The 12,918-nt window shown below is 39.2% G+C and carries 11 protein-coding genes; all 11 read right to left on the bottom strand.

What is annotated here, in order from left to right:
- Positions 1-69: 69 nt before the first annotated feature.
- On the bottom strand, positions 70-555 hold the full coding sequence (locus tag V7266_RS05825; protein WP_420491332.1) for a L,D-transpeptidase: 486 nt from the start codon (positions 553-555) through the stop codon (positions 70-72).
- 50 nt (positions 556-605) lie between these two features.
- Complete coding sequence (locus V7266_RS05820) at positions 606-1,595, bottom strand: aromatic acid exporter family protein (protein WP_335466581.1); 990 nt, start codon at positions 1,593-1,595, stop codon at positions 606-608.
- Between the two features lie 282 nt (positions 1,596-1,877).
- Complete coding sequence (locus V7266_RS05815; RefSeq protein WP_335466579.1) at positions 1,878-2,600, bottom strand: amino acid ABC transporter ATP-binding protein; 723 nt, start codon at positions 2,598-2,600, stop codon at positions 1,878-1,880.
- On the bottom strand, positions 2,593-3,252 hold the full coding sequence (locus V7266_RS05810) for an amino acid ABC transporter permease (protein WP_335466577.1): 660 nt from the start codon (positions 3,250-3,252) through the stop codon (positions 2,593-2,595). Before V7266_RS05810 ends, V7266_RS05815 begins: the two co-directional genes overlap by 8 nt.
- A gap of 68 nt (positions 3,253-3,320) precedes the next feature.
- Positions 3,321-4,097, bottom strand: a complete 777-nt coding sequence (locus V7266_RS05805) for a transporter substrate-binding domain-containing protein (protein WP_335466575.1) — start codon at positions 4,095-4,097, stop codon at positions 3,321-3,323.
- A 207-nt stretch (positions 4,098-4,304) separates the two neighbouring features.
- The gene (locus V7266_RS05800) at positions 4,305-5,462 is read right to left on the bottom strand and encodes a M20 family metallopeptidase (protein ID WP_335466574.1); all 1,158 of its coding nucleotides are present in this window, start codon (positions 5,460-5,462) and stop codon (positions 4,305-4,307) included.
- Between the two features lie 125 nt (positions 5,463-5,587).
- The gene (locus tag V7266_RS05795; protein ID WP_335466572.1) at positions 5,588-6,025 is read right to left on the bottom strand and encodes a BrxA/BrxB family bacilliredoxin; all 438 of its coding nucleotides are present in this window, start codon (positions 6,023-6,025) and stop codon (positions 5,588-5,590) included.
- 139 nt (positions 6,026-6,164) lie between these two features.
- Positions 6,165-7,292: a methylmalonyl Co-A mutase-associated GTPase MeaB gene (meaB, locus tag V7266_RS05790; RefSeq protein WP_335466570.1), complete on the bottom strand. Its 1,128-nt coding sequence runs from the start codon at positions 7,290-7,292 to the stop codon at positions 6,165-6,167.
- Positions 7,293-9,434 carry a methylmalonyl-CoA mutase gene (scpA, locus tag V7266_RS05785; RefSeq protein WP_420491331.1) on the bottom strand — a complete coding sequence of 714 codons (2,142 nt, stop codon included), beginning with the start codon at positions 9,432-9,434 and terminating at the stop codon, positions 7,293-7,295.
- A gap of 37 nt (positions 9,435-9,471) precedes the next feature.
- Positions 9,472-11,364, bottom strand: coding sequence for a methylmalonyl-CoA mutase family protein (locus V7266_RS05780; RefSeq protein WP_420491328.1), 1,893 nt, complete (start codon positions 11,362-11,364; stop codon positions 9,472-9,474).
- Between the two features lie 237 nt (positions 11,365-11,601).
- Complete coding sequence (locus V7266_RS05775) at positions 11,602-12,915, bottom strand: dihydrolipoamide acetyltransferase family protein (protein ID WP_335466565.1); 1,314 nt, start codon at positions 12,913-12,915, stop codon at positions 11,602-11,604.
- Positions 12,916-12,918 lie beyond the last annotated feature (3 nt).

Below are 12,918 nucleotides of genomic sequence, written 5' to 3'. Positions count from 1 at the left end.
AAAAACTTTTATACTTACTCAACTCATAAAAAAATAAAGGGACTGTTCGAAATTGAACAGTCCCTTCTCTTATTTTATTGCTCCATTTTCTTTTGCTAAAACTTCATAAGATTTATTTGAGGAAATAACCAATATTTTTGTTCCAAGTGGGATTAAGGGAAAAATTGAGGTTACTACCTCATTTTGGGTACGGATACACCCTTGGGAAACATATTTACCGATGGAGGCTGGTTGATTCGTGCCATGAATGCCATATATACGGCCATCTGTTCCTTTTGCATCAAAGCCTATCCATCTAGATCCGAGTGGATTCTTGGGGTCACCACCAGGAATATTATTCTTACGAAAATATGGATCTTTTGCCTTCACCGTAATCGTAAAAAGGCCCTCCGGCGTTAATTCTTGAGTTTTACCGGTACCAACACTAACAATAGTTTGAACTTTGTTATCATCAATGAGCGCAAGTTCATTTTTTGTTTTATTGACAATAACAAAGGGATCACCTGGTACAGGATTCTGCCCTAATGGCCAAAGAGGTGATAGAAAAAAAGTCATGAGGAGCGGCGTTAATAATTTAATCAATCCAACTACCTGCCTTTTTTTTCCTAGTTTACCTCTACCTGCTTCTTTTCATGCACGTTTATTTTTTTACCATAAAAGGAGCTTTTGATAATAAGATATTCATTCATTTCATTGACTAATTGAAGCAGTCCTGCCCGAACTTCAAATTCCTCTCTGGTTTTAGGCAGTTCCATTTCTTCGAAAAATTTTTTCATTTCTCTTAATTTATCTAAATAGATATGGGCTGTGTTGCCAGGATGGATATTTTCTGACAGTTCCTCAAGAAATGAAGCTACCATCTTACCCTGCTCCACCGTCCTAGTAAGGGAAGTGACAATCGGTAAAACGCGTTCCATAATCTCAAATTGCTTTTCTCTCATACTAAAGTATTGAAAAAAAAGGTTTTCTTCACGAAGTATACGATTTTCAACATCTCTTAGCGCAATCATCTTTGCCTCATCAAGTAACTTGGCACTTTCAGTAATTTCTTTTCCGTCCCAGATACTTTCGCCTGTTCTTAAATAAATTACCATCTCACAAAAAATAACCTTAAAATTCTCTTCAATTTTCACTTGATAGTCTCTTAACTTTTTATCAACACTAGGCATGTAAAGGTTAATCAGTAAAGCGACACCGATACCAATAGTTATTACCCCTAACTCGTTAAAGAAAATGGCCCATGAAATATGGCGAGCCATAAAAATATGTAAAATAATGACACTGCTGGTTACAATTCCGTCTGGTGCCTTCAACATAACAATAATCGGAATAAAGAAGAACAGCAATATCCCAATAACAATCGGATGATAAGCAATTCCCTCGAAAAAAATTGCCGAAAAAGGCATTGCTAATACACATGCTAAAAAACGATCCCACGCAGTACGCAGTGACCTTCTTTTGGTGACTTGGATACATAAAATGGTTAAAATCCCTGCTGACGCGAAGTTGTTTAATCCCAGCTGCTGTGCAATTAAGATTGAAAAAGCTGTTCCTACTGCAGTTTTAATAGTCCGATAACCAATGCGAAATTTCATAAATTATCTCCTAGATTAGAATAAGAAAAGCGGAAGCGCCTTGGTCAGCCCCGACAAGCACAAGACAAGCCGGCCGGAAGGTTGCCTTTTAACCTTTTGGACGGATTGTCTTGTGACCTCGAGGGGCTAGGTGCTGGAGCTAGACAATTCTCAAAGTCAAAAACTTTTATAATTTCTTATACAAATAAAAAGATGATCATAAAGACCATCTTTAGCATATCCCTATTAAAACATGTTTTTCAAGAAAAACAGCTTTTAAAAAATCGATGTAAGGTTAACTTTTTACAATACTTTCTCTAAAAAGTCCTTTGCTCTGCTTGTACGAGGATTATTAAAAAATTCATTCGGTGCGCCTTCTTCTAATAATTTCCCTTCATCCAGGAAGATAATACGGTCAGAAACCTCACGAGCAAACCCCATTTCATGTGTGACGATGGCCATCGTCATTCCTGATTGGGCCAGGTCTTTCATAACGTTTAATACTTCCTTTACCATTTCTGGGTCAAGCGCTGATGTAGGCTCATCAAATAACATTAACTTGGGTTCCATTGCAAGAGCACGTGCGATGGCTACACGCTGCTTCTGACCACCTGACAGGTTATTTGGATAAGCAGCTTCTTTTTCAGTAAGACCCACTCTAGCAAGCAATTCCCGAGCTTTTGCTTCAGCCGTTTCACGAGATTCCCCTTTAACTTTCATCGGAGCATACGTTAAGTTTTCCAAAACTGTCATATGTGGGAATAAATAAAAGTGCTGAAAAACCATTCCGATTTGTTCTCGAACTTTCATTATATTCGTTTTTTTATCGGTGATCTCTTGATTATTAATCCATACTTGTCCTTTTGTTGGAATCTCCAACAAATTTAAACACCGAAGAAAGGTTGATTTACCAGATCCTGATGGCCCAATAATGGAAACAACTTCGCCGCTATTTATACTAGTAGAAATATTTTTCAAGACTTCGTTTTCTCCGAATTGTTTATAGAGGTTTTCAACTTTAATCACTGAATTTCATCCTCCTTTCAACCCATTTACCAGCCAGTGTAAGTACCATTACTAAAATCCAATAAATTAATCCAACAAATATAAGTGGTTCAAAATTCCGGTAAGTATCGGCTCCCACCACTTGCGCACGGCGCATCAAATCTAAATATCCAATCGTCGATACAAGTGCCGATTCTTTCGTTAGGGTAATAAATTCGTTCATAAGAGCTGGTAAAATATTTTTTAATGCTTGAGGCAATATAAGGTCCTTCATCATAAGACGATAAGGAACTCCCAGTGCTTGAGCTGCTTCAGTTTGACCTTTATCAACTGCTTGAATTCCTGCCCTGATGATTTCTGAGACATAGGCTGATGAATTCAAACCAAAAGCTAAAATGGAAGATAAAAATGGTGATATGTCATAACCTGTTAATTGCGGAATCGCAAAATAGATTAGCATTAATTGCAAAATTAATGGTGTACCACGAAAAATAGATGTATAAACGTCACCAAACCAATTTAAAGCCTTTATTCGTGAAATTTTAAATAACGCTAGAACTGTACCTAGGATAAAACCTAAAATAATGGAAATAATAACAAATTTTAATGTAACCCATATTCCTTTTAAAATAAAAGGAATATAAGGCACAATTTGGCTAAAATCCAAATTCATGCCTTACACCTCACTTCAATATATTCTTTACCTTCATCAAATCAACCTAATGACTTGGTCTTTACTAATTATTGTTGATTCTTTAACCATTTATCCTTTAATTCTTGAAGTTTTCCGTTCTCTTCAAGTTTTTTAAGTGCTTTATTCACATCACCAACTAAGTTACTGCCTTTTGGAAAAGCTACAGCCATCCCTGGAGAACTAGATGTTGGATCATCAAAACCAGCTAAGCCCTGTTCTTTCATGTATCCTGTAGCAACTGATTTATCTAAATATGCTACTTGAACACGACCCGTTACTAGCTCTTGAATCAAAGTTGTTGAATTATCTAAAGGTTTAAGCGTAAAATCAACTTTCTTTTGAAGTGTTTTGGCTCCTTCTTCCTGAATAGTTCCTAACTGTACTGCAACGGTTTTTCCTTTTAGATCATCAATTGTTTTAATTGAAGAACCTTTTTTCGTTAAGAACATTTCACCAGAATGGTTATAAGCTGTAGAAAAATCAACATTTTGTTTACGTTTTTCAGTCGCCGACATACCTGCAAGTACCATATCTACCCGCTTTGCTTGTAATGCACCGACTAAACCATCGAACTTCATATCTTTTATTTCAAGTTTATAACCTAATTCATCTGCAATGGCATTAGCAAGATCAATATCAAATCCAACAACCTTTCCTGATGGATCTCTTGATTCAAATGGTGCAAAATCAGCTGATGTTGCCATTGTTAATACTTTCTTGTCTGCTGTTTTTTCTCCAGTTGCCCCGTCCTTATTACTCTGACCGCAAGCAGCCATAACAACTAAAGTAAGAATTAATGTTAAAAATAGTATCGTTCTTTTCATAGTGGAACCCCCTGTGTTATATAAATATTTTGTTATTTAAATTTGGATTTTTATTCAACAAAGTGAATAATAACACATCATTCTTATTTTGAAAAGATGTTTTTCTAATATAAAAATATTCTAAAAATTCGGTGTGCCGAGATGATTTTATCCACCAAAAAAGCACCTCATAAAAAAGAGGTACTTCAAAGGCCAGTTTACGATTATTTATGCCTGACGAAATTCATTTTTTACTTTTTCAAGTACTTCTTTATTTGTGATTAAATCATATCCCGTAAGCGCAAGTGCCAAAGCACCTCTGGCAAGAATTTTGTGGGAGTTGTCAGTGATTGTTAAGTTGGCAAATTCCCTTGTATGTGCAATGAGCCCAGGCGAATCAAGACCAATATAGGGATGAATGGCTGGAACGACGTGACTAACATTTCCCATATCAATAGAACCATAAGATTCCTTCGCTTTCTTCACACGCTTAACACCCGTTGTTAATAGATTGCTTGTAAATAATTCGGATAAGGTTTGGTTCGTAACCATATTGTCGTAGCTCAGCTCATAGTTTTCAATGTGAAGATCTGCACCTGTCATTGAAGATGCACCCTCTGCAATATTAATTACCTTTTTAACAACCTCATTTAGGTAGTTTCGGTCTTTTGCTCGAACATAAAATTGAGCGATTGCTTTGTCTGGAACTATGTTGGCAGCTACACCGCCTTCTTTAATAATCCCATGGATTCTAACATCTGAAGTGACGTGTTGACGCAGAGCATTGATCCCGTTAAACAATTGAATAACGGCATCCAATGCATTAATTCCCTTTTCTGGTGATGCCGCAGCATGACTCGTTCTGCCACGGAAGTCGAATTGAATAGCGTCCATTGCTAATGAATCACCACTCTCATAGGATTCATCGGCAGGGTGCAAAATCATCGCTGCATCAATGTCGTCAAATACTCCTTGTTCCGCCATCGGTACTTTAGCGCCATTTGTTTCCTCTGCAGGTGTACCTAATACAATCACACGGCCGCCAATTTCATCTACGACTTTACTTAAGATAACTCCTGCGCCAGCACTCATCGTTCCAATCATATTATGACCGCACCCATGTCCAACCTCCGGCAAGGCATCATATTCAGACAAATAGGCAATGGTAGGTCCATCCTTCTTACTATCATAAACTGCTTTAAAGGCAGTAGGACGGCCAACGATACCTTTTTCGACTGAAAATTGATGTTGCTCAAGGAATTCTACTAATAGTTTCATAGATTCAAATTCTTCATCACCCAGCTCTGGATGATCATACAAGATATCATTCATCTCCCATAATCTATTCTGTATAGCTTCTAAATTATTTTTCAATAATTCCTTCATATCAAAACACCTCTGATTTTATGATTAAAATTACAAAATAATTAATAAATATACACTAAAAATGGTAATTAGACAATAAAAAAAGGTCAAATCTTTTCACGACTTGACCTAAATTTATTTATTTCTTATACTTCTTCACAATACTGATCAAATTCATTTTGAAGCTTCGCCACTACTGTAGCAGGGTCAAAGCCCTCAATTTGATGACGTTCAATCATAGTCAGGATTTTTCCGTCTTTTAACAAAGCAAAAGAGGGGGAGGAAGGTGGATAACCTGTGAAATAGCTTCTTGCTGTTTCGGTTGCCTCCTTATCCTGCCCAGCAAATACCGTTACTAAATGGTCAGGACGCTTATCATTGTGAAGGGAGTGTGCGGCTGCCGGGCGTGCAATACCACCTGCACATCCACAAACCGAGTTAATCATTACTAATGTAGTTCCTCTTTGAGCAAAAGCTTCTTCTACTTCTGCAGGGGTTTTTAGTTCTTTATACCCAGAGGACGTGATCTCTTCACGCGCCTGCTTAACTACATCATTCATGAAAAAGTTAAAATTCATACTCATAAAAACAACTCCTTTTTTCCGTATATCATTATCATAACAGCTCAATTGTGTTTTTTCCAAATGAAATGAAATCTGCTGGGCAAATATAGATACATTGATTTCTTCCAGACCTGCAGCGGAATAGTTTGACTAAGTAAAGTTAACTTTTTGTTTCTGATAAAAAGGTTTCAAATAATGTCTCTACGGCTGCTGCGACAGTCTTTTCTCCAGAAATCACCTCATTCTCAAGTTTGGGCAAAGTGCTTTTAACCCCCTTGTGATGATAAAACAGAAATTGAAGCTGGTCCGTTATCATGGAGTAAAACCATTCCCTAGCTTGTATTCTTCTTCTTTCCCCAAAAACCCCGGAGGATTTTCCGGTTTCCACAAAGGATTGAATAACACCCCATAAGTCACGAATGCCCTCCAGTGTTGTCGAAGAGCATGTATAGGCCTTTGTAACCCACCCCTTTGTAGCTGGCTGAAGGAAGTGAAGAATTCGATTATACTCTTGCATCGTCTGAACGGCTTTTTTCTTATTTGCCCCATCGGCTTTATGAACAAGGATGACATCGGCTAGTTCCATAATCCCCTTTTTCATTCCTTGGAGTTCATCTCCTGCCCCTGTCAGAACAAGCAGAATGAAAAGATCAACCATATCTCTAATAATCACTTCACTTTGGCCTACACCAACGGTTTCAATTAAAATAATTTCAAATCCGGCCGACTCACAAATTAACATTGATTCTCTTGTTTTTCTGTGCACACCGCCTAGTTTTCCTCCCGTTGGCGACGGGCGAATAAAGGCGTTCTCATTTCTTGATAACTGCTCCATTCTAGTCTTGTCACCCAGAATACTTCCGCCCGAGATACTTGAACTTGGATCAATAGCCAATACTGCAACCCGATACCCTAGATTGCACAAATATAGACCAAAGGCCTCAATAAAGGTACTCTTGCCTGCGCCAGGTACACCCGTTATTCCGATACGAATCGATTTACCAGTCTTGGGCAGGAGCATCTTCAACAGCTGCTGAGCTTTTTGAAAATGCTGTTCAGCATTACTTTCTACAAGCGTAATCGCTCGGGCAAGCAGACTTCTTTCACCCTTCAGCACCCCGTCATAAAGTACATCAATGGAAGGCTCTGTGGAATTTCGTTTTTGAAAGCGTACATTTTTTTCAGTAGAAACTGTTTGACCTTCTAGCTCTTTGCCTCGTCGCACAATACTTAAACAGCTGTCAGGATTATTAGAGTCACTCCACTCCGATCTATGATCCTTTTCCATTTATTGAGACACTTCCTCATAACCGAGTTTCATATATATCTCCCTAATCACTTTTTGAGCCGCAACAGGAATGACGGTCCCCGGTCCAAAAATGGCCGCTGCACCATGGTCATATAAAAATTGATAATCTTGGGCTGGAATGACACCGCCAACGACAACTAAAATATCCTCTCTTCCTTTTTTCTTCAATTCGTCCACCAGTTGAGGCAGCAATGTTTTATGACCTGCTGCAAGCGAGCTCATGCCGACTACATGAACATCATTTTCAACCGCTTGAAGGGCCGTTTCTTCCGGCGTTTGAAACAGCGGACTAATGTCTACGTCAAAGCCTAAATCCGCGAAAGCAGTGGCGATTACCTTTGCCCCCCGATCATGACCATCCTGACCCATCTTTGCAATAAGGATTCTTGGGCGTCTCCCCTCATTCTCAAGGAATTCATCGGTCATTTTCTTGACTTCACTGATTTCTTCCTCATTGCTAAAGGCTTTACTATACACACCGCTAATTGAACGAATGACAGCTTTATGCCTTTTAGCCACTCGCTCAATAGCGTCAGATATTTCACCAAGTGTTGCTCTCACTCTGGCAGCTCTAACAGCAAGTTCTAATAGATTTTGCTCCCCTGTTTCAACAGCAGCTGTTAATGCGGTAAGTGCTGCTTCTACTTTTTGATTATCTCGTGCTGCTTTTAAAGTAGTTAATTTCTCAATTTGCTTTAAACGAACAGCGGTATTATCGATATCTAAGATATCAATCGCTTCTTCCTTTTCAGGCCTGTACCGGTTCACCCCTATTATAGTTTCTTTACCAGAATCGATTTGGGCCTGCCTTCTTGCTGCTGCTTCTTCAATTCTCATTTTTGGAAGACCTGTTTCAATGGCCTTAGCCATTCCGCCTAGCCCCTCAATTTCTTCAATGTGTGTCCATGCCCTTTTAACTAAATCATCTGTCAGCTTTTCTACATAATAAGAGCCTCCCCAAGGATCAATTACATGGGTAATCCCTGTTTCTTCCTGTAAAAACAATTGAGTGTTTCGCGCAATACGGGCTGAGAAATCTGTTGGTAAGGCTATTGCCTCATCTAAGGCGTTCGTATGCAATGATTGGGTATGACCCATTGCTGCAGCATGTGCTTCAATAAGTGTTCGCGTAACATTATTAAATGGATCCTGTTCGGTTAAACTCCACCCTGACGTTTGTGAATGAGTCCGTAATGCTAACGATTTTTCATTTTTCGGATCAAAGGACTTCATCATTTTGGCCCAAATGAATCTTGCTGCCCGCATTTTGGCAATTTCCATGAAGTAATTCATCCCAATTGCCCAGAAAAAGGACAGTCTAGGTGCGAATGAATCGACCTCAATGCCAGCTTTAAGTCCTGTCCGCACATACTCTAAACCATCTGCCAGTGTGTAAGCTAATTCTAAATCAGCCGGAGCTCCCGCTTCTTGCATATGATAGCCGGAAATACTAATACTGTTAAACTTTGGCATGTATTTGGACGTATATTCAAAAATATCTGCAATAATCTTCATCGACATTTCAGGAGGGTAAATATACGTATTACGAACCATATATTCTTTTAATATATCGTTTTGGATGGTTCCCGAAAGCTTTTCTTGGCTGACTCCCTGTTCCTCTGCCGTTACGATAAAGAAAGCTAAAATCGGCAAGACCGCACCGTTCATTGTCATCGATACCGACATTTGATCCAAAGGGATACCAGCAAAGAGGGTCTTCATATCTAGTATGGAGTCTATCGCAACTCCCGCTTTCCCAACATCCCCAACTACACGAGGATGATCGGAATCATAACCGCGGTGGGTAGCTAAATCAAAGGCTACTGATAAACCCTTTTGTCCCATTGCAAGATTTCGGCGGTAAAAGGCATTACTTTCTTCAGCGGTTGAAAAGCCTGCATACTGCCTGACCGTCCAGGGCCGATTCACATACATGGTCGGATACGGTCCTCTTGTATAAGGAGGCAATCCGGGAAGGTCATCAATATGCTCTAAACCTGCACGATCCTCTTTTGTATAAATAGGCTTAAGGTATATTTGCTCATTCGTTTCAAACAGTAAATCTTCAAAGGAAGAAGAAATTTCATGATTGACTTTTTTTTCCCACTCTTTTTTTGAGATGAATTTTTGGTCAGCGAACAATGGAATACTTTGAAAATCAGGCTTTTGTTTCTTCAACCGCGTTCACCTCCATATCAGTAAGGATGTCTGATAATGTTTCATAACAATTAGTCCCTGCATGAATGAACTGCTTAATCCCCACACTTTGCCACTCAGGTTGTTTTTCTAATTCAGGGAGCCCAGCTAAGTAAAATATACGTTTAGGAAATGTAGATTTTAAAGCTGTGAGAATGTTCTTCCCTGCTAACTCGTACTGTTCATTTGATCCACATAGGCAGAAATAGGAAGTTGGTGTATCTAAGATAAATTGTTTTGCATCTTCTAATGTTAAGATTGGGCTGCTATCCACTACTTTCAAACCACCAGCCTCCATAAAACCCTTCATAAAATCGAGCCTTGGTTTATGCTGCTTTATTTCGCCAAGACAGATCATCCCTACGGATGGAATGGTGCCTATTTTTCCTTCAAGCTGCTTTGCCATTCTTCGCAATTTTTCAAATGGCTCCGAAAGTCTACGTGCAGGGATGGCTTCTATTTTGCTTACGGAATAGGTTCCATTTGTCAATAATCCGTTCTTGTTCCTTTGCTTGGGATAAGGCTCCGGTTCATTTATATCGGCATAAACATTGGTTCCAATCATGCTTTGCTTCCTTGTTTGAATATCCAGATTTCTTTTTACATAAGTAGTGTTTATTTCCTGTTGAAGCCAATTTGATGTTAAAACATTCAATATACCGCCCTGTTTTTCTATTTGCTGAAAGAACTCCCAGGCTTTTTCAGCGAGTTGATTTGTTAATTCTTCCACATACCAAGAGCCGCCGGCTGGATCAATGACTTTGTCCAGTTGTGCCTCTTGTTTCAAGAGTAGTTGAATATTTCTAGCGATTCTTTCTGCAAATGGTGTAGTAACTGTAAGAAGACTATCAAAAGGAGTAACTTGTAAAAATTGAACCCCTCCGATGATGGCAGCAAAAGCTTCATTTCCTGCCCGAAGAAGATTGACATGGGGGTCATATAAAGATTTTGTAAAAGTAGAGGTTTCGGCAGAAATGATCATCCCCCGGGCATCATCTTTGATACTGTATAGTTCAGTTATTCGATTCCAGAGTATTCTTGCTGCGCGAAGTTTAGCAATTTCCATGAAAAAGTTATTACCAATAGAGAATTGAAAGACCATTTTTTTTACGATTAGATTAAGGTCCAGTTCACCATCCTGGAGGATATCAAGATAATGTATCCCTTCAGCAATAGCAATTCCCAACTCTTGCACAGCATTTGCTCCGCCATTATGATAAGGGATTGTATCGATTAGAATGGTGCTAAGATTTGAAAACTTTTTACTAAATTTGGTTATATTTCGTTTCCACTCCTCAATAAACTCCTGTGAAAAAGCTCCTTCCTCGGCAAATAGGGAAATCGGGTCCGAACCCACATAACCCGTAACTTTATCAGACCGGTTTTCGTCATCCGCCATTTTAGCTAATACATTTAGAATCTCTGAATACCATCCCTTTGTATTAAGCACTAATGGATATTGATGATAGAGCCCTTTTAAAACACTCGAAAGACTGTCATTTGTTTCAATTAACTCTTCCGATACGCTAAAGGAAATAGCAGTTTGCCCCTTTTCAAGCGCTGCATGAAGTTTCTCTTTCAATTCTCCAGGTGATTGGTAAGATAACGGCTGTGCCACCTTCCACTTATTTGTGAGATAACCAAGCGGATAAATTCCTCGTCGATAATCGGATCCTCCTGAATAATCCGGAACGGGAAACTCATCCTTCTTTGTGTAAAGCGGTTTCAAAAAAATATTTTCATATGTATGCCAATGTAAGGATTCAAGCTTTTTTCCTTTTAGAGAGGCCTCCGCTTTAACCTGCCAATCATCGATTGTTTTCCTTAAAAAAGATTGATTTTTTATATTTTCCAACTCCATCTCCCCTTTCCTCCGAATTGAAGTAAAAATTCAATTAATTCTACTTATTTCTATTTTATGGTACAAACAGAATTCAAGCAATGAAAACCATTCTAAAAAGAGGTTAATGAATTCCCTGGGTTTTCCATTGTTTGCAGATTTAGACACTCGAATCACAAATTATAAAAATACTATCGTTTGATGGGGGCAAATAATAAAAACCGCTGCCCGTCTGGCAGCGGTAATTTATCACTAATAAATCGTTGTGGTTGATTTTGATGTATTTTCAAGAATTTCTTTCACTCGTTGTAAGAAACGGCCACAAACTAGTCCGTCCAATACCCTGTGGTCCAGTGACATACATAGATTCACCATATCACGGACAGCAATCATGTTGTTATTCATGACAACTGGCCGTTTAACAATCGACTCCACTTGAAGGATGGCCGCTTGAGGGTAATTAATGATTCCCATCGATTGGACAGAACCAAATGAACCTGTGTTGTTTACCGTGAAGGTGCCGCCTTGCATATCGTCTGATTTTAATTTGCCTGTTCTAACTCTAACTGCTAACTCAGAGATTTCTCGGGCAATTCCCTTAATGGTCTTTTCATCTGCATTTTTTATGACTGGAACGTAAAGGGCATCCTCAGTGGCTACAGCAATAGAAATATTGATGTCTTTCTTTTGAATAATTTTATCCCCCGCCCACATCGAATTAATTTGCGGGAATTCTTTTAAGGCTTGGGCAACAGCTTTTACAAAAAAGGCGAAGAAAGTTAAATTGAAACCCTCTTTCTTCTTAAATTCGTCTTTTAAACCATTACGATATTCCACAAGATTGGTTGCATCTACTTCAATCATAGTCCAAGCGTGCGGTGCCTCATGTTTGCTGCGAAGCATATTAGCTGCGATCGCTTTACGCACCCCCGTTACAGGGATTTCTATGTCTCCTATTGCCACAGGAACCGCAGCTTGTTCGGCAGCTGGAGACGAAACTGCTGCCTGCTGACGAGGGACTGTTGGTGCAGCTTTTTCTGTAACCTCTGCCAATGATACTGTCTCATTTACTTTATCCACCTTTGGAGCAGCGGTTGGAATGTTACCAGATTCAATTATTTTCAGTAAATCCTTCCTGGTAATCCTTCCTCCCGCACCGGTGCCTGTCACTTTCGTTAAATCAATATTATGTTGTTGAGATATTTTTAAAACAGCAGGTGAATACCGTGCTTTATTTTCTTGGCCCGCTTCAGGTACCGATTCAGGACTTGTTGCTACTGCTGAATTTGAATTCACCGCTGCTGAAGGGTCCTGCAAGCCGCTATCTTCCATTTCAATTGTACAGATAACTTCCCCTACCGCCAAAGTCTCACCTTCTTCAGCAATCAGCTCTTTAATCACGCCAGCAAATGAGGATGGGACTTCTGCATTTACTTTATCGGTCATCACCTCGGCTAAAGGATCGTATTTATTTACCTTATCACCTACCGATACTAACCACTTGCTTATAGTACCTTCGGTTACACTTTCCCCTAATTGAGGCATTCTAATTTGTTCAGTTGACACTAG

The sequence above is a fragment of the Neobacillus drentensis genome (assembly GCF_036965645.1).
Lineage (GTDB): Bacteria > Bacillota > Bacilli > Bacillales > Cytobacillaceae > Neobacillus > Neobacillus drentensis_D.
The sequence above is the reverse complement of the archived record's forward strand: the minus strand, read 5'-3'. Positions and strand labels throughout refer to the sequence as shown.